Origin of the sequence: Duganella sp. BJB476, from assembly GCF_003416895.1 — a bacterium.
Lineage (GTDB): Bacteria > Pseudomonadota > Gammaproteobacteria > Burkholderiales > Burkholderiaceae_D > Rugamonas.
This window is the reverse complement of sequence record NZ_QVIO01000001.1, coordinates 853,252-874,673: the sequence shown is the minus strand read 5'-3', so window position 1 is coordinate 874,673 and position 21,422 is coordinate 853,252. Positions and strand designations below refer to the sequence as shown.

23 protein-coding genes are annotated in these 21,422 nt (G+C 64.8%); 16 read left to right on the top strand and 7 right to left on the bottom strand.

The features are described 5' to 3' along the window. Positions 1–192: 192 nt before the first annotated feature. The 3 genes from D0T21_RS03845 to D0T21_RS03835 are packed head-to-tail and all read left to right on the top strand — an operon-like array spanning position 193 to position 2,541. Positions 193–1,008, top strand: a complete 816-nt coding sequence (locus D0T21_RS03845; RefSeq protein WP_116988497.1) for a methionine ABC transporter ATP-binding protein — start codon at positions 193–195, stop codon at positions 1,006–1,008. Further along, positions 1,001–1,681 (top strand): methionine ABC transporter permease, encoded by a 681-nt coding sequence (locus tag D0T21_RS03840; RefSeq protein WP_116988496.1) that lies wholly within the window; start codon positions 1,001–1,003, stop codon positions 1,679–1,681. The genes D0T21_RS03845 and D0T21_RS03840 overlap by 8 nt, the downstream gene beginning before the upstream one ends. Before the next feature lie 14 nt (positions 1,682–1,695). Continuing rightward, the gene (locus D0T21_RS03835) at positions 1,696–2,541 is read left to right on the top strand and encodes a MetQ/NlpA family ABC transporter substrate-binding protein (protein ID WP_116988495.1); all 846 of its coding nucleotides are present in this window, start codon (positions 1,696–1,698) and stop codon (positions 2,539–2,541) included. A gap of 3 nt (positions 2,542–2,544) precedes the next feature. Here D0T21_RS03835 and yghU read toward each other — a convergent pair whose 3' ends face one another. Continuing rightward, on the bottom strand, positions 2,545–3,387 hold the full coding sequence (gene yghU / locus D0T21_RS03830) for a glutathione-dependent disulfide-bond oxidoreductase (RefSeq protein ID WP_116988494.1): 843 nt from the start codon (positions 3,385–3,387) through the stop codon (positions 2,545–2,547). A gap of 36 nt (positions 3,388–3,423) precedes the next feature. Next, on the bottom strand, positions 3,424–4,347 hold the full coding sequence (epsC, locus tag D0T21_RS03825) for a serine O-acetyltransferase EpsC (RefSeq protein ID WP_116988493.1): 924 nt from the start codon (positions 4,345–4,347) through the stop codon (positions 3,424–3,426). Between the two features lie 150 nt (positions 4,348–4,497). Between epsC and D0T21_RS03820 the strand changes: the two genes are divergently transcribed. Genes D0T21_RS03820 through D0T21_RS03810 form a run of 3 tightly spaced genes read left to right on the top strand, consistent with a single transcriptional unit; the run spans position 4,498 to position 7,622 of the window. Continuing rightward, the gene (locus D0T21_RS03820; RefSeq protein WP_116988492.1) at positions 4,498–5,679 is read left to right on the top strand and encodes a multidrug effflux MFS transporter; all 1,182 of its coding nucleotides are present in this window, start codon (positions 4,498–4,500) and stop codon (positions 5,677–5,679) included. A gap of 2 nt (positions 5,680–5,681) precedes the next feature. Continuing rightward, positions 5,682–7,115 (top strand): PLP-dependent aminotransferase family protein, encoded by a 1,434-nt coding sequence (locus D0T21_RS03815; protein ID WP_116988491.1) that lies wholly within the window; start codon positions 5,682–5,684, stop codon positions 7,113–7,115. A 54-nt stretch (positions 7,116–7,169) separates the two neighbouring features. After that, on the top strand, positions 7,170–7,622 hold the full coding sequence (locus tag D0T21_RS03810; protein WP_116988490.1) for an Rrf2 family transcriptional regulator: 453 nt from the start codon (positions 7,170–7,172) through the stop codon (positions 7,620–7,622). A 4-nt stretch (positions 7,623–7,626) separates the two neighbouring features. Here D0T21_RS03810 and D0T21_RS03805 read toward each other — a convergent pair whose 3' ends face one another. Continuing rightward, positions 7,627–8,289 (bottom strand): GntR family transcriptional regulator, encoded by a 663-nt coding sequence (locus D0T21_RS03805; RefSeq protein ID WP_116988489.1) that lies wholly within the window; start codon positions 8,287–8,289, stop codon positions 7,627–7,629. A 145-nt stretch (positions 8,290–8,434) separates the two neighbouring features. Here D0T21_RS03805 and dctP point away from each other — a divergent pair, with 145 nt between their 5' ends. The 10 genes from dctP to D0T21_RS03755 are packed head-to-tail and all read left to right on the top strand — an operon-like array spanning position 8,435 to position 17,496. Then, positions 8,435–9,451: a TRAP transporter substrate-binding protein DctP gene (dctP, locus tag D0T21_RS03800; protein WP_116988488.1), complete on the top strand. Its 1,017-nt coding sequence runs from the start codon at positions 8,435–8,437 to the stop codon at positions 9,449–9,451. Further along, positions 9,448–10,017, top strand: a complete 570-nt coding sequence (locus D0T21_RS03795; protein WP_116988487.1) for a TRAP transporter small permease — start codon at positions 9,448–9,450, stop codon at positions 10,015–10,017. The genes dctP and D0T21_RS03795 overlap by 4 nt, the downstream gene beginning before the upstream one ends. Next, positions 10,014–11,363, top strand: a complete 1,350-nt coding sequence (locus D0T21_RS03790; RefSeq protein WP_116988486.1) for a TRAP transporter large permease — start codon at positions 10,014–10,016, stop codon at positions 11,361–11,363. The genes D0T21_RS03795 and D0T21_RS03790 overlap by 4 nt, the downstream gene beginning before the upstream one ends. After that, positions 11,364–13,016 (top strand): malonate decarboxylase subunit alpha, encoded by a 1,653-nt coding sequence (gene mdcA / locus D0T21_RS03785; protein WP_116988485.1) that lies wholly within the window; start codon positions 11,364–11,366, stop codon positions 13,014–13,016. Positions 13,017–13,027: 11 nt separating this feature from the next. Further along, positions 13,028–13,339, top strand: a complete 312-nt coding sequence (gene mdcC / locus D0T21_RS03780) for a malonate decarboxylase acyl carrier protein (protein WP_116988484.1) — start codon at positions 13,028–13,030, stop codon at positions 13,337–13,339. Further along, on the top strand, positions 13,339–14,241 hold the full coding sequence (locus D0T21_RS03775) for a biotin-independent malonate decarboxylase subunit beta (RefSeq protein ID WP_116988483.1): 903 nt from the start codon (positions 13,339–13,341) through the stop codon (positions 14,239–14,241). The genes mdcC and D0T21_RS03775 overlap by 1 nt, the downstream gene beginning before the upstream one ends. Position 14,242: 1 nt before the next feature. After that, positions 14,243–14,959, top strand: coding sequence for a biotin-independent malonate decarboxylase subunit gamma (gene mdcE / locus D0T21_RS03770; RefSeq protein ID WP_116988482.1), 717 nt, complete (start codon positions 14,243–14,245; stop codon positions 14,957–14,959). Positions 14,960–15,011: 52 nt separating this feature from the next. Next, positions 15,012–15,650 (top strand): malonate decarboxylase holo-[acyl-carrier-protein] synthase, encoded by a 639-nt coding sequence (gene mdcG / locus D0T21_RS03765; protein ID WP_229211322.1) that lies wholly within the window; start codon positions 15,012–15,014, stop codon positions 15,648–15,650. Further along, positions 15,650–16,573, top strand: coding sequence for a triphosphoribosyl-dephospho-CoA synthase MdcB (mdcB, locus tag D0T21_RS03760; protein WP_116988481.1), 924 nt, complete (start codon positions 15,650–15,652; stop codon positions 16,571–16,573). Before mdcG ends, mdcB begins: the two co-directional genes overlap by 1 nt. Further along, positions 16,570–17,496 carry an acyltransferase domain-containing protein gene (locus D0T21_RS03755; RefSeq protein WP_116988480.1) on the top strand — a complete coding sequence of 309 codons (927 nt, stop codon included), beginning with the start codon at positions 16,570–16,572 and terminating at the stop codon, positions 17,494–17,496. Before mdcB ends, D0T21_RS03755 begins: the two co-directional genes overlap by 4 nt. 16 nt (positions 17,497–17,512) lie before the next feature. Here D0T21_RS03755 and trxC read toward each other — a convergent pair whose 3' ends face one another. The 4 genes from trxC to D0T21_RS03735 form a co-directional block, all read right to left on the bottom strand. Then, positions 17,513–17,974 (bottom strand): thioredoxin TrxC, encoded by a 462-nt coding sequence (trxC, locus tag D0T21_RS03750; RefSeq protein WP_116988479.1) that lies wholly within the window; start codon positions 17,972–17,974, stop codon positions 17,513–17,515. Positions 17,975–18,095: 121 nt separating this feature from the next. Continuing rightward, complete coding sequence (locus D0T21_RS03745) at positions 18,096–18,701, bottom strand: phasin family protein (RefSeq protein ID WP_229211321.1); 606 nt, start codon at positions 18,699–18,701, stop codon at positions 18,096–18,098. Between the two features lie 226 nt (positions 18,702–18,927). Then, positions 18,928–20,511, bottom strand: a complete 1,584-nt coding sequence (locus tag D0T21_RS03740; RefSeq protein WP_116988477.1) for a hypothetical protein — start codon at positions 20,509–20,511, stop codon at positions 18,928–18,930. Then, entirely contained in the window at positions 20,508–21,377 is an 870-nt protein-coding gene (locus tag D0T21_RS03735) for an ABC transporter ATP-binding protein (RefSeq protein ID WP_116988476.1), read from the bottom strand. The genes D0T21_RS03740 and D0T21_RS03735 overlap by 4 nt, the downstream gene beginning before the upstream one ends. Positions 21,378–21,422: the final 45 nt, after the last annotated feature.

Genomic DNA, 21,422 nt, shown 5'->3' with positions numbered 1-21,422 from the left:
GTGTTGTTCATGACAACCAGATTAATTCCGCAGCAATCAAATCAAAACGAATAGTTTTACGTTTTGATATGCATTTTCCTCTTTATAATTTTTTGGAATATAGAAAGGGGAAAAACTTCGTTTGCCGCATGAGCAGCGGATGCGATACTTCGCGTACCGGAACCTTACAGCCGGCACCAACCCCTATTTCTGATGACTACACCACTGATTCGCATCGATCATGCGAGTAAAACCTTTGCGCTGCCGGACGGCGGCGCGTTCCACGCAGTACGCGACGTTACCCTGGAAGTGAACAAAGGCGACATCTTCGGCCTGATCGGCAAAAGCGGCGCCGGCAAATCGACCTTGCTGCGCCTGTTTAACCTGCTGGAGCAGCCCGACAGCGGCCGCGTATTCGTCGACGGCCGCGAATTGACCGCGCTGTCCAAGCGCGACCTGCGCGACGCCCGCCGCAATATCGGCATGATTTTCCAACAATTCAACCTGCTGCAAAACGCCACGGTGTTCGACAACGTCGCCTTCCCGCTGCGCATCCACGGCGGCATGACGCCGGCGCAGATCACCGCCCGCGTCAACGATTGCCTGGAGCTGGTGGAGTTGAGCGGCAAGACGGCCAGCTATCCGGCGCAGCTGTCGGGCGGCCAGAAGCAGCGCGTCGCCATCGCCCGCGCACTGGCCAGCGGCCCGGCCGTGCTGCTGTGCGACGAACCTACTTCCGCGCTCGATGCCGAGACCACGCGCGCGCTGCTCGCCACGCTGCTCGACATCAACCGCCGCCTGAACGTGACCATCGTGATCGTCAGCCATGAGCTGTCGGTGCTGGGCGAGATCTGCAACCGCGTGGCCGTCATCGAAGACGGCGCGATCGCCGAACAATTCGCGCTGGACGACGCCGCCAGCGTGGCCGAGCCGCGCAAGACCGCGCTGGGCAGAGAGCTGGCGCAGCACGGCGCCGCCAACGCGCTCGCCAACATCAACAACGCCAACACGGAGGCAGCCTATGTCTGAATATCTCGCCTCGCTCGACGCCATCATCGCCATGCTGCCGGAGATGTGGACCGCCCTCGGGCAGACGCTGACCATGCTCGGCATCGGCCTGACCGCCGCAGTGCTGATCGGCGGCCCGCTCGGCATCCTGCTGTTCCTGGTGGCCGACGGACAGTCGCTGCAAAACCGCCCGGCCTCACTGGTACTGGGCTGGCTGGTGAACACGGTGCGATCCTTCCCCTTCATCATTTTGCTGGTGGCGCTGGTGCCGTTCACGCGCATCATCGCCGGCACCTCGATCGGGCCGCTGGCCGCCGCTGTGCCGCTGTCCTTCGCCGCCGTGCCCTACTTCGCCCGCATGGTCGAACAGAACCTGCGTGAAGTGCCGCGCGGCGTGATCGAAGCGGCCCACGCGATGGGCGCCTCGGAAATGCAGATCGTATTGAAGGTGCTGCTGGTGGAGGCCCGTTCCGGCCTGGTGCTGGCGCTGACCGTGCTGTCGATCAGCTTCCTGTCTTATTCCGCCGTGGCCGGCGTGGTGGGCGGCGGCGGCATTGGCGACCTCGCCATCCGCTACGGCTACTACCGCTTCGAGACCGACATCATGGTCGCCACCGTCGCCATCCTGATCGCCATGGTGCAGCTGATCCAGTTCACCGGCAACCGCATCGCCAAACGCCTCGACAAACGCTAATTAAGGAAACCAACATGAACGCACCTCGCCGCAACCTGCTGCTCGCAGCACTGACCATCGCCCTCGGCATCGCCGCGCCAAGCTACGCCAAGGACCCGAAAGAAATCGTGATCGGCACCAGCGCCGGCCCGTATGCGGACCAGATCAAGCTGGGCATCAAGCCTATCCTGGAAAAGCAGGGTTACAAGATCAAGCTGGTGGAATTCAACGACTACATCCAGCCCAACTTCGCGCTGGCTGAAGGCTCGCTGGACGCCAACGTGTTCCAGCACATCGTCTACCTGAATGAATTCGCTGCCAAGAACAAACTGCCGCTGGCCGACCTGGTGAAGATCCCGACTGCGCCGATCGCCATCTACAGCAAGAAGCACAAGACGCTGGCCGAAGTGAAGGAAGGCGGCACCGTCGCCATGCCTAACGATCCAACCAACCAGGCGCGCGCGCTGGTGCTGCTGGATCAACTGGGCTGGATCAAGCTGCGCGACAAGTTCGACCCGGTGAAGGCGTCGGAGAAGGATATCGCCGTCAACGTCAAGAAACTCAAGCTGATCTCGCTGGACGCGGCGCAGCTGCCGCGCTCCTTGCAGGACACCGACTACTCCTTCGTCAACGGGAACTACGCGCTGGCGTCGGGCATGAAGCTGAAAGAGGCACTGCTGACCGAGAAGATCTCGTCCAACTATATCAACCTGGTGGCAATCCGCGCGGCCGACAAGGACAAGCAGTTCGCCAAGGATCTCGCGGCGGCCTACCGTTCGCGCGAGTTCCTGGCCGTGACCAACAAGTACTTCCCCGACTACTCGAAGACCGAAGACCAGCTGGCGCTGGAAGCTAGCGGCGCGGGCAAGCCGGGCAAGTGATACTTAGTCCAGATCGGAAGCAGTGTGCCGCTCAGGCACCTGCTCTTCCGGTTCGCCGAAGGTCCGGTTGACCTTGCGGCCACGGATCACTGCCGGACGCGCGGCGATGTCGTCGGCCCAGCGCTTGACGTTTTTGTACTCGTGCACCGACAGGAATTCGCCGGCGCCGTAAATTTTACCGAGTACCAGAACGCCGTACCACGGCCAGATCGCCATGTCGGCGATGGTGTAGTCATCGCCCGCGACGTAGCGGTGATCGGCCAGTTGGCGATCGAGCACGTCGAGCTGGCGCTTGACCTCCATCGCATAGCGGTTGATCGGGTACTCCAGCTTTTCCGGCGCGTAGGCGTAGAAATGGCCGAAGCCTCCGCCCAGGAATGGCGCGGAACCCATCTGCCAGAATAGCCAGTTCAGCGTCTCGGTGCGTGCCGCCAATTCCTTCGGCAAGAAGGCGCCGAACTTCTCAGCCAGGTACACCAGGATCGAGCCGGATTCGAACACGCGCAAGGGCTGGGCGCCGCTTCGGTCCACCAGCGCGGGTATCTTCGAGTTGGGATTGATGTCGACGAAGCCGCTGGAGAACTGCTCACCTTCGTTGATGCGTATGAGCCAGGCGTCATATTCAGCGCCGGAATGCCCAAGAGCCAGCAACTCCTCCAGCAGGATGGTCACCTTTACGCCGTTCGGCGTGCCCAATGAATAGAGCTGCAAGGGATGCTGCCCGACCGGCAGTTCCTTCTCATGGGTGGCCCCCGCGACCGGGCGGTTGATGCTCGCAAAGGTGCCGCCCGAAGGCGCTTCAGCTACCCAGACTTTCGGCGGTACATACTTCAATTGATCAGTCATTCAAAACTCCATGCAAATTCAAGCCAAAAGCATACCCTAATCGTTGCGCATCTGCGCTTGCGACACATTGCTCCCCGCCGGAACGCTTTGGGTGAGCCATACATTACCGCCGATGGTGGAACCCGCGCCGATGGTGATGCGGCCCAGGATAGTGGCGCCGGCGTAGATCACCACGTCGTCCTCGACCACCGGATGGCGCGGCACGCCCTTGATCAGGGTGCCCTTCTCGTCCGCAGGGAAGCGCTTGGCGCCCAGGGTCACATGCTGGTACAGGCGCACGCGCTGGCCGAGGATCGCCGTCTCGCCGATCACCACGCCGGTGCCGTGGTCGATGAAGAAGCTGCCGCCGATCTGCGCACCGGGATGGATGTCGATCCCGGTCAGCGAATGGCCGATGTCCGAAATTAGCCGCGCCAGGAACGGCGAACCCAGTCGATGCAGGCTATGCGCCAGCCGGTAGTACAGGATGGCGATCGTGCCCGGATAGCACAGCATGATCTCGGCCACCGACGTCGCCGCCGGATCGCCGGAAAACGCCGCCTGCACGTCGGACACCAGCAGTCCGCGTATGCCCGGCAGGCCGGCCGCGAATTCGCGCGTGATGGCGTGGGCCTGGCGGGTCAGCGCCTCTTCATCGGGCGTGGCGTCCTCCAGCGAGAACTGCAGGCCGCGCCGGACCTGTTCCGTCAGGCGGTTCAGGGTGGTGTTGAGCGTGTCGCCGACGAAGTAGTCGATGCTCTCGTCGGTCAGGTTGGGCCGCCCGTAATGCGTGGGGAACAGCACCGCGGACAGGCCGTTGACGATGATCGTCAGCGCCTCGCGCGACGGCAACTCCCGCACCTTGCCGTGATGGCGGATGTTGTGCGTGGCCTCGCGCGACACACGCAGCTGCTCGATCACGTGATCCAGGTTCCAGTGCGACGGCTTGACGCCGGTTCCATCATAGGTATCGATAGTCATAATGTCTCGAATTATAAAAACGCGGGCAACATTACCCATGCTGGCAGCATAATCAGCCGCATACCTAAAGCGAAGGAATGATTTTCGCCTTGGATATGCGATGACTGCATATCGCGTAAAATGCTCGGTCCACTGAACAATACGCCTTAAATGAATATTTTGCTGACACTGCTGCTGGCCGGCCTTTCCATGGTCGGGCCGCTGGCCATCGACACCTACCTGCCGTCGTTCCCGGCGATCGCCCAGACCTTCGACGCCAGTCCGATGCTGATCCAGCAGACGTTGAGCATGTTCCTGTTCTGCTTTGCCTTCATGATGCTGTTCTACGGCACGCTGTCCGATTCCTTCGGCCGCCGCCCGGTGATCCTGGTATCGCTGGTGGCCTACATCGCCGCCTCCATCATCGGCGCGATGGCGCCGTCCATCGGCGTGCTGCTGGCCTGCCGCATCGTGCAGGGCCTGGCAGCCGGCGCCGGCTCGGTGGTCGGCCGCGCCATCGTGCAGGACCGCTTCTCCGGCGCCGCCGCGCAGAAGATCCTGGCTCATATCATGATGGTATTCGGCCTGGCGCCCGCCATCGCGCCGGTGCTGGGCGGCTGGTTGCAGGTGAGTTTCGGCTGGCGCTCTATCTTCTGGTTCCTCAGCGCCTTCGGCGTCCTGATGTTCATCGCCGTGCAAAGCGCGCTGCCGGAAAGCCTGCCCCTCAAGGACCGCCACCCCTTCCATCTTGGCGTCATCGCCGGCAATTACTGGAAGGTGCTGTGCCACCACCAGTTCCTGCTGCTGTCGATCGCGGTCGGCATGAGCTTTGCGGGCGTGGCGCTGTATATCGGCTCGGCCGCCTACTTCGTGATGAACATCCTGCACCTGCCGGAGACGGCGTTCGCCTGGATGTTCGTGCCGCTGATCAGCGGCATGGTGGTCGGCTCGGCGCTGTCGGGTAAGTTCGCCAACAAGTTCTCGCGCAACGCGCAGGTGTGGATAGGCTTCGCCATCATGATCGCCGCCGGCATCATCAACGTCGCCTACAACAGCGCCTTTGTCGCGGCCGTGCCTTACGCCGTGGCGCCGCTGTTTATCTACTCCTTCGGCCTGGCGCTGGCGATGACGCCCCTGTCGCTGATCGCGCTGGAGTACTTCCCGAACAACAGCGGGCTGGCGTCGTCGATGCAGTCGTTCATCCAGATGCTACTGTTTGCGCTGGTGTCCGGCCTGGTGGCGCCGCTGCTGTTCGACAGCGCGCTGAAACTGGCGTGGGGCGTGCTCGCCAGCCTGGTCGTCAGCGTGATCGCCTGGCTGTTGGCGCAAACCGGAAAACCCGTCACGCACTAACCATGGAACTGCACATCGTCATCGAAGGCAAGAAGGACCTGGGCGGGCAGCTGTACCGCCAGCTGAGCGACGCGATCCGCAGCGGACGGCTGGCCGACGGCCAGCAGCTGCCGCCTTCCCGTCTGCTGGCCGAGCAGCTCGGCCTGTCCCGCAAGACCGTCTCCGATGTCTACACCCGCCTGACGCAGGAGCGGCTGGTGCTGGGCCAGGTCGGCAAGGGCAGCTTCGTCAGCGCGCCGGCCGAGGCCAAGCCGCGCCGCCAGCTCGCCAACAACCTGGCCAGCGCCGCCATCGTCGCCAAGTGGGACGCCATGCACACACCGCTGCGCATCCCCTTCCCGGAAGGCCGCTCCCGCTATGAGTTCGTCGGCGGCTGCGTCACGCCCTCGCTGTTCCCGATCGACGAGTGGCGCCGCTGCATGCTGCACGGCCTGCGCCAGGACATCAAGGGCAGCGGCATGTACCGTCAGCCGGAAGGCATCGCCGAACTGCGCGCCGCCATCGCCCACCATGCGGCCTTTGCGCGCGGCGTGGTCTGCACCGCCAACAACGTGGTCGTCACCAACGGCGCACAGCAAGCGCTGGACCTGCTCGGCCGCGTGCTGCTGGAACCGGGCTGCGTGGTCGCCGTCGAGGAACCGGGCTATCCGGCGGCGCGCATGCTGTTCACCAGCCAGGGCGCGAAGGTGGTCGGCATCGGCGTCGACCGGGAAGGCATGCTGGTCGACCAGATCCCGCAAGGCACGCGGCTGATCTACACCACGCCAGCCCACCAGTTCCCGCTGGGGATGCAGATGAGCGTGGCGCGCCGCGAGGCGCTGCTGGCGCGCGCGCTGGAGATCGGCGCGATCATCATCGAAGACGACTACGACAGCGAGTTCCGCTACGACGGCCGCCCCACCGATTCGCTGCAAAGCATGGACCGTCACGGCGTGGTGGCCTTCGTCGGCAGCTTCTCCAAGGTGATGCTGCCGGAACTGCGGCTGGGCTACGCGGTGCTGCCGGAGGCGATACTGAACGCCGCCCTCACCGTCAAGCACCTCAACGACTGGCATACCGCCACCGCCAGCCAGCACGCGCTGGCCAAGTTCATCGCCGACGGCTACCTGTCGCGCCACATCCGCCGCTGCGGCGCCATCTACGCGACGCGGCGCGAGCGCCTGCAAACGCTGTTTGCCGATGTGCTGTCGCCCTGGTTCGAGCTGGTGCCGGCCAGCGCCGGCTTCCACCTGGCGGCGCTCTGCAAAAAAACGCTCGACCTGGACCTGCTGCTGCGGCTGGCGCGGCGCGCCGACGTCGGCCTCTATCCGCTGTCGAACTTCTACACGTCGACGCCGCCCAAGGCCGGGCTGTTCCTCGGCTACGGCGGCATCGAGACGCTGGATATCGACATCGCGCTGCTGCGCGTCCGCGACATTCTCGTGCAAATGGAGTAAAGCTTAATCAGCATGTAGAATAGTGGATTGTATTGTCACGATCCCGAGCCAGCCATGCGCCTCACCTCCTTCACCGATTATTCCCTGCGGACCTTGCTGTACCTGAGCGCCCACCGGGACCGGCTGGTCACGATCCAGGATATCGCCGACATGCACTCGATCTCGAAGAACCACCTGATGAAGGTGGTCTATCAGCTGGGGCAGTCGGGATTGGTGGAGACGGTACGGGGCCGCAACGGCGGCCTGCGCCTGGCAAAAGAACCGAAGGACATCAACATCGGCGCGCTGGTGCGGATGACGGAGACCGACTTCTTCATGGCCGAATGCTTCGACCGCGCAACCGACACCTGCCCGCTGACGCCCAACTGCGCGCTGAAGCACACGCTGAACGACGCCACCAAGGCCTTCCTGGCCGTGCTGGATAAACAAACCCTGCAAGACATGCTGCCGCAGGCCGCGCCCAACGCGGCCAAGCCGGTGCGCATCGTGCGCGGCGCCGCAGCCTGAAACGCTAAGCCGCGTCCTGCCGCAGCCGCGGCAGCGACGCCATCAAATCCGAAAACCGCTGCCCCTGTATCATCACATGCTCGCGCAGCAGGCGCGCCGCCAGGTCGCCGTCGCCATCGACGATGGCCTGCACCACGCCGTCATGCTCGTGGTAGGACGTGGCCAGCCGATCACGCACCCGCAGCTGCAAGCGGCGATAAGGCCGCAGGCGCCGATACAGATTGCGCGTCTGCTCGATCAGGAACTGGTTATGGCTGCCGGCGTAGATCGCCTCGTGGAATAACTCGTTCTTGTAGTAGTAGACGTCCGGCTCCTGCGCATCGCGCGCATCCTGGCAGGCCTGGTGCGCCGCCAACAGGGCCTGCTGCTCCTCGGGCGTCATGCGCCGCGCCGCCAGGCGGCCGCAGGTCGCCTCCAGTTCCGACATCACCTCGAACATCTCCACCAGCTGCTGCGGCCCCAGCTCCGCGACGATGGCGCCGCGCCGTGGGCGTATCACCACCAGTCCCATCGACGCCAGCTGGATCAGCGTTTCCCGCACCGGCGTGCGCGAGACGCCAAAGCGCGTGGCCAGCTCGGTCTCGTCCAGGTGCTGCCCCGGCTTGAGCTCGCCGACGGCGATCATCTCTTCTATTTGTTCGCGCAGCGTGGCGGAATGGGTAGTCATGGTGTTTTTGCGGCCTTGTGGTTTACAGCTCGTGTATAACAAGCTTCATTATAAGCAGTGAATTTAGCTTGACAATGTATTCCAACGAGATATTCTTGTATACACAAAAAAGAACGTTGCATATTTGACCCACCTTGGAGGAATCATGAGCGTAATCACCCGCAGGTCCGTACTGGCCGCCCTGGCCGCCAGCCCGCTGTTGCTGCAACCGGCATGGGCGCAGAACACCACCCTCAAGATTTCGCACCAATTCCCCGGAGGGACGGTCACCGAGGGCGACTTCCGCGACCGCCTGACCCGCATGTTCGCGGCCGAGGTGGAAAAGCGCAGCAAGGGCAGCCTCAAATTCGAGATCTATCCGGGTTCCTCGCTGATGAAGACCAACGCCCAGTTCTCGGCCATGCGCAAGGGCGCGCTGGACATGTCGCTGGTGCCGCTGTCGTATGCGGGCGGCGAAGTCCCGGAAGTGAACATCGGCCTGATGCCCGGCCTGGTGACCTCCTACGAGCAGGCCTACGGCTGGAAGAACGCCGAAGTGGGCAAGGAATTGAGCCGCATCCTGAACGAAAAGGGCATCGTGCTGATTAGCTGGATCTGGCAGGCCGGCGGCGTGGCCTCGCGCACCAAACCGGTGATCGATCCGGACGATGCCAAGGGCATGAAGATACGCGGCGGCTCGCGCGAGATGGACCTGATCCTCAAGGCCGCTGGCGCCGCCGTGGTGTCGCTGCCGTCCAACGAAATCTACGCCGCCATGCAGACCGGCGCGATGGAAGCGGCGCTGACCTCTTCGACCTCGCTGATCTCGTTCCGCCTGGAGGAAGTGTCGAAGGCGCTGACCACCGGCCGCGCGGGCGCCTACTGGTTCATGTTCGAGCCGCTGATGATGTCCAAGGCCATCTTCGACCGCCTGACGAAAGAACAGCAGGCCACCATCATGGCCGTCGGCGCCGAGATGGAGACCTTTGCGCTGAGTTCCGCCAAGGCCGACGACCAGGCAGTGGCCGACGTCTACGCCAAAGCCAAGGCCAAGGTGGTGGACCTGAATCCGGCCGCGCTGAAAAAATGGCAGGCCATCGCCCGCACCACCGCATGGAAGGACTACGGCGAACGCAATGAAAACTGCGCCAAGCTGCTGAAACTGGCAGAGAAAACGCTATGAGCCACGGCATAGAGCTGGAGCCGCCGCGCGCCGCGGCGCCGCCGGACAACGCCATCGTCGCGATGGCGACCGCACTGCTGGGCAAACTCAATCACGCGCTGATGATGGTGTCCATGGTGGCGCTGGTGCTGACGGCGTTCGTGCTCACCTACTCGGTGGTGTCGCGCTACTTCTTCCATGCACCTACCGACTGGCAGGATGAAGCGTCGGTGTTCATGCTGGTCGGCGTGACCTTCTTCTGCACCGCCTACGTGCAATCGCATCGCGGCCATATCGGCATCGAGGCGCTGGCATCGCTGCTGCCGCCGCGCGTGAATGCGGCGCGGCTGTTCATGGTGGACCTGGTGTCGGCGCTGTTCTGCGCCTTCTTCTCGTGGAAATCGTGGACCCTGTTCCACGAAGCCTGGGTCGATGGCCAGACCACCTCCTCCACCTTCGCGCCGCCGCTGTGGATACCCTACGCCATGATGGCCGCCGGGATGAGCATCCTCACGCTGCAAATCGTGCTGCAAACGCTGGCGCGCCTCACTGACAAACCTAGTAACAAAACGGAGCGCGCGGCATGAGCGACCTGACTCTTGGCGCCTTGTACGGCGCCGTTACCCTGGTGGTGATGTTCTCCGGCATGCCGATCGCCTTCGCGTTGGGCGTGGTGGCCACAGGCTTCATGTACTTCTGCATGCCGGCCTCCTCGCTCGACACGATCACCCAGAACGTGTACGAGGAAATGGCGTCGATCACGCTGCTGTCCATCCCCCTGTTCATCCTGAAGGGCGCGGCCATCGGCAAATCCCCGGCCGGCAAGGACCTGTATTCAGCGATACACACATGGATGCACAAGATCCCAGGCGGCCTGGGTATCGCCAACGTCTTCGCCTGCGCGCTGTTCGCGGCGATGGCCGGTTCGTCGCCCGCCACCTGCTCGGCCATCGGTTCGGCAGGTATTCCCGAGATGCGCCGTCGCGGCTACTCGCCCGGTTTCGCGGCCGGCATCATCGCCGCCGGCGGCACGCTGGGCATTTTGCTGCCGCCGTCGATCACCATGATCCTGTACGCGGTCGCCGCCGAGCAGTCGCTGGGCCGTCTGTTCCTGGCCGGGATCGGCCCCGGCGTGCTGCTGGTGCTGCTGTTTGCCGGCTACGCCGTCTACCGCGCGCACAAGGAATACAAGGCCGCGCTGGTCATCTATGAACAAGGCGGCGCCAAGTCGGCCTACCTGGAAGACGAGCACTTCACGCTGGCGCAAAAGGTGGAAATGCTGCCGCGCGTACTGCCCTTCATCATCCTGCTGATCGGCGTGATGGTCGCGCTGTACGGCGGTTTCGCCACGCCGTCCGAAACGGCGGGCCTGGGCGCGCTGCTGGCGCTGGTGCTGCTGGCCGTGATCTACGGCGTGTGGCGTCCGAAGGATCTGTCGCCCATCCTCAGCTCATCGATCAAGGAATCGACGATGCTGTTGCTGATCATCGGTATGTCGCTGTTCTATTCTTACGTGATGAGCTACTTGCACATCAGCCAGTCCGCCGCCGCGTGGGTGGTCAGCCTGCACCTGTCGAAATGGCTGCTGCTGGCGGTGATCCTGCTGATGGTGATCGTGTTCGGCTTCTTCCTGCCGCCGGTATCGATTATCCTGATGACCGCGCCCATCATCCTGCCGCCGCTGAAAGCCGCCGGCTTTGACCTGATCTGGTTCGGCATCGTCATGACGGTGGTGATGGAGATGGGCCTGATCCACCCGCCGGTGGGCCTGAACATCTTCGTCATCAAGAACATCGCGCCCGACATCCCGCTCAAGGATGTGGTGTGGGGCGTGTTCCCGTTCCTGATCCTGATGTTCGTGGCGGTGCTGCTGTTGTGCGTCTTCCCGTCTATTTCCACCGGCCTGCCGGACATGATCATGGGAGCAAAGTAAATGAACTGGAATACCCTTCGGGACAACCGCGATGCGCGCCTGCAGCGGACGCGCACCGCATTGGGCAATGAACTGGACGGCAAAACCCTGCCGTCCGCCCGCATCGCCGACCTGCTGCACACGGTGCTGGAGTGCGGCGACCGCGTCTGCCTCGAAGGGAACAACCAGAAGCAGGCCGACTTCCTCGGCCACGCGCTGGCCAACCTGAACCCGGAGCGCATCAACAACCTGCACATGCTGCAATCGGTGCTGGCGCTGCCGGAGCATCTGGACGTGTTCGAGCGCGGCGTCGCCTCGAAGCTGGACTTCTCGTTCTCCGGCCCGCAGGCGGTGCGCGTGGCGCGGCTGGCTTCCGCCGGCAAGCTCAATATCGGAGCGATCCACACCTATCTGGAGCTGTTCAGCCGCTACTTCATCGACCTGCCGCCGCGTGTCTGCCTGGTCGCGGCAGAAGCGGCGGACCGCCACGGCAACCTGTACACCGGCCCGAACACCGAGGACACGCCGGCCATCGTCGAAGCGACGGCGTTCAAGCAAGGCATCGTCATCGTGCAGGTCAACCGCATCGTCGACACCGTGCCGCGCGTGGACATACCGGGCGACTGGGTCGATTTCGTCGTGCAGTCGCCGCGCCCCTATTACATCGAGCCGCTGTTCACGCGCGATCCGGCACAGATCTCCGAGATCCAGGTGCTGATGGCGATGATGGCGATCAAAGGCATCTACGCCGAGTATGGCGTGCAGCGCCTGAACCACGGCATCGGCTTCGACACCGCCGCCATCGAGCTGCTGCTGCCGACCTACGCCGAGTCGTTGGGCTTGCGCGGCAAGATCGGCAAGCATTGGGCGCTCAATCCGCATCCGGCGCTGATCCCGGCGATCGAAGCCGGCTTCGTGCAGTCGGTGCACTCCTTCGGCTCGGAGCTGGGCATGGAGGACTACATCCATGCGCGGCCGGACGTCTTCGCCGTCGGCCCGGACGGCACCATGCGCAGCAATCGCGCCCTGTGCCAGGCCGCCGGCCACTACGCCTGCGACATGTTCATCGGCTCGACGCTGCAGATCGACTTGCAGGGAAATTCGTCGACCGCCACCGCCGGCCGCATTTCCGGCTTCGGCGGCGCCTCCAACATGGGCGCCGACGCGCGCGGACGGCGCCACGCCAGCCCGGCATGGCTGAAGGCGGGCCAGCAGGCGCGCGAAGGCCGCAACACCATCCCGCGCGGCCAGAAACTGGTGGTGCAGATGGTGGAGACCTTCCGTGAACATATGCAGCCAGCCTTCGTCGAGAAGCTCGACGCATGGGAGCTGATGGCGCAAGCCAAGATGGCGATCCCGCCAGTGATGATCTATGGCGACGACGTCAGCCACGTCCTGACCGAGGAAGGCATCGCCAACCTGCTGATGTGCCGCACCGACGAGGAACGCGAGCAGGCGATACGCGGCGTGGCGGGCTACACGCCGGTCGGCCTGGCGCGGGACAAGCGGATGGTGGAAAACCTGCGCGATCGCGGTATCATCCAACGCGCGGAAGATCTCGGCATCGACAAGCGCATGGCCACGCGCGACCTGCTGGCCGCCCGCAATATGAAAGACCTGGTGCGCGCATCGGGTGGCTTGTACCAGCCGCCCAAGCGTTTCCGCAACTGGTAAGGAGCCTGACAATGGAAACACTGAACTACCGATTTGAACAAGGCACACAGCGCTTGAAAGCGACGCCGCACGTGGTGGGCGTGGTCGGCTCCGGCAACCTGGAAGTGCTGATCGAACCGGCCGACCTGGCCGGCGCCTGCACCATTGAGATCACCACCGCCGCCGTCGGCTTCGGGCCGATCTGGGGGGCGGTGATGCGCGACTTCCACCAGCGCTGGCTGCTGGCCGACACCCGCATCTCGATCAACGACATGGGCGCCACACCCGCCGTCGTCAGCCTGCGCATGGACCAAGCAGTGCAGACCATGCTGGGAGTATCCTGATGAGCCGAGCATCCAGCTATCAGGAAGCTAACGCGCGAGAACGGTTGCAGCAGCTGTTCGACCCGGGCAGCTTTGAGGAATTCCTGCCGCCGTCGGAGCGCATCGTCAGCCCCCACCTGGGCCAGTTGAACGCGCCGGTGGCGTTTGACGACGGTGTCGCGGTAGGCCGCGCGAAGCTGGGCGGCGTGACCGTCTACACGGCCGCGCAGGAAGGTGGATTCATGGGCGGTGCGGTCGGCGAGGTGCACGGCGCCAAACTGGTCGGCCTGCTGCGGCGCGCGGTGCGCGACCAGGTCACGGCGGTGCTGCTGCTGGTGGAATCGGGCGGCGTGCGCCTGCACGAAGCCAACGCCGGCCTGATCGCGGTATCGGAAGTGATGCGCGCATTGCTCGATACGCGCGCCGCCGGCATCCCCGTGGTCGTGCTGGTGGGCGGTTCGAACGGCGCCTTTGGCGGCATGGGCATCGTCTCGCGCTGCGCCAATGTGGTGGTGATGTCGGAGGAAGGCCGGCTGGCGATGTCCGGTCCGGAAGTGATCGAGACCGCCAGCGGCGTCGAGGAATTCGATTCGCGCGACCGCGCGCTGGTGTGGCGCACCAGCGGCGGCAAGCACCGCTATCTGATGGGCGATTGCCAACGCATCGTGGCCGACGATATCGCCGCCTTCCGCGCAGCCGCGCGCGACGCGTTGGCCGCGCTGGCCGGCACGCAAGTGGAGTTGACGCTGGAAGCGCTGGAAGCCGAGCAGCAGATGCTGGACGAGCGCATCGCCCGCTTCGGCGCCCTCACCGATCCGGTCGATATCTGGGCTGCGATGCAGATCCCGGATGCGGCCAATATTCCGATGCTGGATGTAGACAGTTTTATCGCGGCGGCCGACAAGCGCCGCATGGGAGCCTAAGGTGAACTGGAAAAAACTGGCGGACACGCTGTTCCCGCAAGGGCATGCCATCGTCGAGCAGAACGACTTCCTGTGCGGCAGCGCGCAGGTGGACGGGCAAGCGGTGGCGGTGATCGGCACCACCGGCCACACGCCAATCGGCGTGGAGATCGCACTGGCGCAGGCCAAGGCCATCCTGCGCACGGTGCGTGAATTTCCCGGCATGCCGATACTGATGCTGGTCGATACGCAGGGCCAGCGCCTGCGCCATCGCGACGAGATGTTGGGCATCAACAGCTACATGGCGCATCTCGGGAAATGCGTGGACCTGGCGCGCCGCAAGGGGCACAAGATTATCGGCCTGGTGTACGACCAGGCGCTGTCGGGCGGTTTCATCACCAGCGGCTTGATGGCCGACGCCTGCTATGCCCTGCCCGATGCGACTATCCGCGTCATGGGTTTGCCGGCGATGGCGCGCATCACCAAAGTGCCGGAAGAACGCCTGACCGAGCTTGCGCAGAGCAATCCAGTGTTCGCGCCGGGGCCGGAGAACTATCTGCGCATGGGCGGGCTGGAAGCGATCTGGGAAGGCGACCTGGCGGCGCATCTGCGCGCCGCGCTCGCGGAGCCGACCACCGGTGACCAGCGCAGCGCATTGGCACTCCAGCGCGGTGGACGCCGCTGGACGCAACCGGTGATCGATGCCGTGATGACTGATGGTCATGTACACGTTGCCTGAATCGGAGCAGATGATGCAACCAGAGCCCGCCGCGCGCGGTCTGGAGCGGCATATGCTGGCCTGGCTTACGGAACCGGGCTGGCAGGCGGTACTGCGCGCTGCGCAGCCGCAGCACAAGGCCGCGCTCACACTCTGGCAAGGGCAGGATTGGCCGGCCGTAGTGCGACGCTTCGATATCGGCGCGCAGCCGGACGAAGTTTGCCTCGGCCTGCCGCTGCCGCCGGACGAAGACACCGGCGAGAAGGTGCGCATTTCCTTGCGCGCGCAGACGCTGGAGATCAGCAGGACATCGCCGGCGGTGGAACTGCGGTCGGCGCTGCGCTGCGCCGGGCCGTGGCGCGAGGCGCTGGCGACGCTGGAGCGCGAGACGGAGCATCTGCACCTGCGCATCTACGGTTCGATGGCGATGCAGGCGCTGACTGGCTTGCTGTACCTGACGCCCGCCTCGGATATCGACATTCTGTTCCACCCTCGCAGCCGCGAGGAGCTGCATGACGGCGTGGCGCTGCTGTCGCGCCATGCGGCGCATGTGCCGCTTGATGGCGAGATCGTATTCCCCGGCGGCCAGGCGATATCGTGGAAGGAGTGGCGCATGGCGATGGAAAATCCGGCCCGGGTGATCGTCAAGGAGCTGCACGCGGTGCGGTTGGCCGACACCGCGTCCCTGCTGGCGACCTTGGAGCCTCATTGATGCGCACCGCCCTCGCCCCTGCGCGCCTGCGGATGCAAGCGATGATGAAGCCGAGGCTAAGCCGCACGGCGCAGCACAGCTTTGCGGGCGACGTGGCGCGGCTGGCGGCTCGCAGCCTGCACGCGGAGCTTTGCCTGTATCCCAAGCCGGGACTGGTGTCGCTGGTGGATCCCGGCAGTCATGAAGATATGGATGCGCAAACCTTCATGCGCAGCCTGTTCTCGCTGCGCCACTACTTCAAGAAAATCTGCCTGGCAGGATTGAACGACGCGCCGTTCGCGCGGCTGAAACAGCTGGGCATCGAAGCCGAAGCAGCGATGCTGAAGGCGACGCGCGGGATCAATACGCATCGAGGCGCGATCTTCAGCCTCGGCCTGCTGTGCGCCACCGCCGGCCGCGCGCGCGCGCAAGGCACGCCTATGACGCCGGCCGCGCTGCGCGCCGCCATGCTGATACGCTGGGGCGAGGAGCTGGCCATGCATGCCGCTGCGGTCGCAGCGCCGTCGGACCTCAGCAACGGCCTGCGCGTCGCGGCGCGATATGCGGTCAGCGGCGCGCGGGAGGAAGGCGCACTCGGGCTGCCATCTGTGTTTGAAATCGGCGTGCCGGCGCTGCTGGCCTCACGCGCGCGCGGCGCAAGCATGACGCATGCACGCATCGACACCTTGTTCACGCTGATGGCGCGCATCAGCGACAGCAACGTCTACCACCGCGCCGGCCCTCAAGGCGCGCAAACGGTGCGCACGCACGCCCAGCACTTCATCGATCTTGGCGGCACGGCCAACGCCGACTGGTGCGCGCAGGCTCTGGCCAGCCATCAGGCATTCGTGCAGCAGCGCCTCTCGCCAGGCGGCGCGGCGGACTTGCTGGCGGCCAGCTGCCTGGTACACGCCATCGCCGCGATGGAGCAAGACGAACAATGACGACGTCCTACGGCACACTGTCCCGCCTGCTGCTGCTCTGCCCCGGCCAAGGCGGCCAGCATGCCGCGATGTTCGACCTGCCCCGCAGCAGTCCGTCCGGCGACGCAGCCGCCAGCGCACTGCTGGCCGGCCTGGCGCTGGCCGACAACGCGGACATCTACGCAAACCGCAACGCCCAGCCATTGATCGTCGCGGCCACGCTGTCTATGTGGGAAGCGATACGCGAGTTCACGCCAAAGCCAGCGCTGGTGGCCGGCTACAGCATCGGCGAGCTGTCCGCCTACGGCGTCGCCGGCGCCCTCCCGCCGCAGACGGCGGTGCAGCTGGCAGCAGAACGCGCGCAGCTGATGGACGACTGCGCCCGTGCCCTGCCCGGTCAAACGCTGATGTCGATTTCCGGCCTGGCGCTATCCCGTACCTCGGCCCTGCTGGCCGAACACGCTTTTCACATGAGCATAGAGAACGGTGACGACGCCTGCATCGCCGGCGGCCCTGCCGTCAGCGCCGAAGCGCTTGAGCGGGCGGTGCACGCAGCCGGTGGCCGCAGCACGCGCCTGCCGGTGGAAGTGGCCTCGCACACGCGCTACATGCAGGCCGCGGTTGCGCCCTTCGCAGCAGCCCTGCAACGAACAGCATTCCAGCCGATGAGCGCACCGGTACTGGCCGGCATCGGCGCGATGGCAGTCAACAGCAAAACGCCGGCCGTGGACCAGCTCTCGCGTCAGTTGGCGGAAACGATACACTGGGCCGCCTGCATGGACGCCGCCGCCGAAGCCGGCATCACCTACGCATTGGAACTCGGCCCCGGCGCCGCGCTATCGCGCATACTGCAAAACCGCCACCCGTACATCAACACCCGCTCCGTGGCCGACTTCCGCACCTTGGACGGCATCCGAAAATGGCTGGCGCGCGCCGCCGAATAGCCGGCGGCGATACCACTTAACCGCGATTATTCTGCGTCGCCCAGGCGACGATATTGGACGCATCCATCGCGCCCGGCTGCCGCATCACCTCGCGCCCGCCCTTGAACAGCGCCAGCGTCGGAATACTGCGGATCGCATAACGCGCCGCCAGTTCCCGCGCCTCCTCCGTATTGAGCTTCACCACGCGGAACTGCGGTTCCAACCGCTGCGCGGCCTGCGCGTAGAACGGCGCCATGGTCCTGCACGGCCCGCACCACGGCGCCCAAAAATCCACCAGCACTGGAATGTCGCTGCGCTCGATGTGCTTGAGAAAGCGCGCGGACGACAACTCCAGCGGCTGTCCGGTGAACAGCGCCTTCTGGCATTTGCCGCACACCGGCTGCAGCGCCAGCTTGGCGGAAGGCACGCGGTTCACTGCGTCGCAATGGGGGCAAACGATATGCAGCGATTCAGGCTGCGCGGCGGCGGTATTCGTCATCTTTATCTCCAGGCTGCTTCAAGCCGCCCATGATAAAGCAAGGACAAAAAAATTGCCGCGCTGCGCGATGCCAGATCGCGGGCGCGGCGAAGACTGGAGCCTGTCAGCTCAGTCGTCGGTCTCAGGTTTCCTTGCGGGCGCCGGTCTGCTTGGTGGATTGAGCAGCTTGAGCGGCAGTCTGGGACTGCGAAGCTTGTTGCCCACCCTGCATGCTGCCTTCGCGGCTTTCGCGGCTTTCGGTGCCGTTCTGGCCTGCGCTTTGCATGGTGGAGCTGCTGCGCATTTCATTGCCGCGCGATTGGCGTGCGCCATCGCTATGGCTGATGAACGGATCGGAGAAGCGTTCCACCGCATCCTGGTGGCTGCGCAGGGTTTTTTCCGTTTCTTCCGACGTGACGCGGGCCACTTCATCGGCCAGGGCCTTGGCGGTGCGGCTGGTTTCCTGCACGTGCTCTTCCGCCACTTTGGACAGGTCGACCTGAGTGTCGGCGGCAATGCGAGACAGATGCTGCTGGTAAGCGCGCAGCTTCTCGGCGGTGGGTTGGGCATGGGCGGCGGCGGCGGCTATCGCCTCCGTCGGACGGTGGGTGGTGATGATGTGCTGGCCAGCCGATGTGCCTTCTTCCAGCAAGGTTTGAGCCAATTGAATGTTCAGGTCGCTGTACTGCTGAACAGTACGGAACAAGGACTTCGACATGTCGTTAAAGAACGACAACTGGGCTTCCATATGGGTTTTGGCTGCTGGGGTGACAATTTGAGAAAATGGGTACATAGATGCCTCGAAAAGAAAGTAAAAGATGGCCTGGGGGTTGTCGAACCGGTTTCGACGCCGCATCGCAGCGCGAATGCCAAGGCTACGTTAGACAGTCCCGCGACGTCTGATCTAGATCAAACGTGCGTTGCCGCTATCGGAGGAACTCTGCAAACCGGATTAATCCTAGGCCATCTCTTCTTCAGTTCCGCGCGCTCCGCCAGCGCTCATGCCAGAGACCGCCGGCGGCCAGCAACATCCCGAGCAACAATTGCATACCAACAGTCTGCGTGGTGGCCGCGCCATTGAAGCCGACCACGTCGAGCGCCGCCACCTTGGGGGCCTGGATCGCCACGTACAACCCGAACAGGAACAGCGCGAGGAACACCCGCGCGGTGCGGCTGAGGCGGCCGAACAGATTGGCTGCGCCGGCCAGCGCCAGCATGCCGGTCGCCAGCGCGGCCGCGCGCAATGGCGCCGTCACGGCCAGGCGCAACAGCAGCGGCGCCGTGAACAACAGCGCCAGCAGGCAGGTCGCCAGCAGTTGCGCGGCATAGCGCCGCGTGCTGCCGCCCGGCGTGGCGCCGCTCATCGCGGCCACGTCGTGCTGCTGGTCGCGCACGCTGATATCGCTGACCAGGATGCCCCAGACGGCGACGGCGGCGACGGTGACCGTGCCGAGCGCAGCGCCGGGCGCCACGCAGGCGGCCACCAGCAGCGCCAGCGCCGCCGCGATGGCCGCCGGGTTGGACATCAGCGTCAGCGCCAGCACGGCCAGCGCCTGGCCGGTCACGCCCGGCCCTCCCGGCACGCGCACGGCCAGCGCAAACAGCGGCCGCACCAGCCGCGTCAACGGACGCAACCAGCGGTTCGCCAGCGCCAGCGGCGACCAATCGCCTGTGCCGGCCGCGCGCACCGTGACGCGGTCCGGGGTGAAGCGATGAAACAGCCCCAAGGCCGGCAACAGCGGCAGCATGGCGATCAGCCCGCAGGCCAGGCGCGTCAGCACCGTCTGCTCCGACCACAACCAGGTCGGCATGAACACCGGCGCCAGCGCCGCGTCGAACGCGCCGCCGCCGAGCACGAAATTGGTGCCGTGCAGCACCGATTGCAGCGCCATCACCACCGTGCCCAGGCCGGAGAAATCGACCAGCAGCACCGTTTTCCAGGCGCCGCCACCAGCGACCATGATGGCGATGGGCGTCGACATCTGCGTCACATAGAGTACGAAATACAGCACGTCGCCGCGCTTGCCCATCAGCGGCGCCCACGCATCGCACAGCAGCGCCATCGCGGCGGTGAAGAACACCAGCGGCAGCAGCATCAGTGCAAACGTCTGCGCGTAGACCAGCAGTTGCACCGGACCTTCGCCGCGCAAGAGGTGCAGCACCACCATGGTCAGCATGAAGATGCCCAGCAGTCCGCACAGGTAAGCCACGCTGCCCAGCCAGCGGCCGAACAGGAACACGGCGTTGCTCACCGGCGTGGCGGCCAGCACCGCGCCGGCGCCGCTGCGCACATCCTCGCTCATGCGTCCGCGCACCAGGTAGAAGCCGGCCAGTCCGAGGAACAGACCGCCCAGTCCCGCGCTGCCCATCGCCAGGCAGCTGCTGGTGTAGGCCACGCGGGTTTTTCCCATCACGATCAGCGCCACTCCGGTGGCGGGATCGGCCACCATCAGCCAGGTCAGCGCGATCAGCGCCAGCACCGCCACCAGCGTACCGGTGCGGCGCATGCGCAGGCGCACTTCGGTCAGCACCAATAACTTCAATGCCAGCGCGTTCATGCCGCTTGTTCCTGCAGCGCGTAGCGGCGCGTCATCAGCGCCTCTTCCAGCGTCGGCTCGGCCGGCACCGCGCCGGCGCACGGCGACGACGGGTGGGCGATGCGCAGGTTGATGCCGTGCTCATTGCGCTGCGCCTGCAGCACCTGCACCTCGGCGCGCAGGGCCTCATAGTGCTGCGCCTCCACCGTGACCGACCATACCTGGCTGCGCGCTCCGTGCACGAAACTGTCCGGCGTATCGAAGGCCACCAGCTTCCCCTTGTTCATGATGGCCAGGTGGCCGGCCATGTTCTCGATGTCGGACACGATGTGGGTCGACACGATCACCAGCTTGCGGAAGCCGATCTCCGACAGCAGATGGCGGAAACGCAGCCGTTCTTCGGGATCGAGGCCGGCGGTCGGTTCGTCGACGATCAGCACATCGGGATCGTTGAGCAGCGCCTGCGCGATGCCGAGCCGGCGCCGCATGCCGCCCGAGAATCCTGCCGCCTGGCGGTGCGCATGCTCGTGCAGGTTGACCATCTCCAGCAGCAACCGCAGACGGGCCGGATCGCGCACGCCCTTCAGCGCCGCGAAGTATTGCAGGAATTCCAGCGCCGTCAGGTTCGGATACACGCCGAAGTCCTGCGGCAGGAAGCCCAAGCGGCTACGTATCGCATCGGGCTTCTTCACGATGTCCGCGCCGTCGAACAGGATCTCGCCGCTGGTCGGTTTGGTCAGCGTGGCGATCATTTGCATCAGCGAGGTCTTGCCCGCGCCGTTATGGCCGATCAGGCCGACCACGCCGGCCGGAAGATTCAAACTGACGTCGTCGACTGCCCGCACGTTCTTCGCATAAGATTTGACGACGTTACGTAATTCAAGCATGTACTAAGCGCTCCTGGAAATGAAAGCGGGGCCGGTCCAGCACCA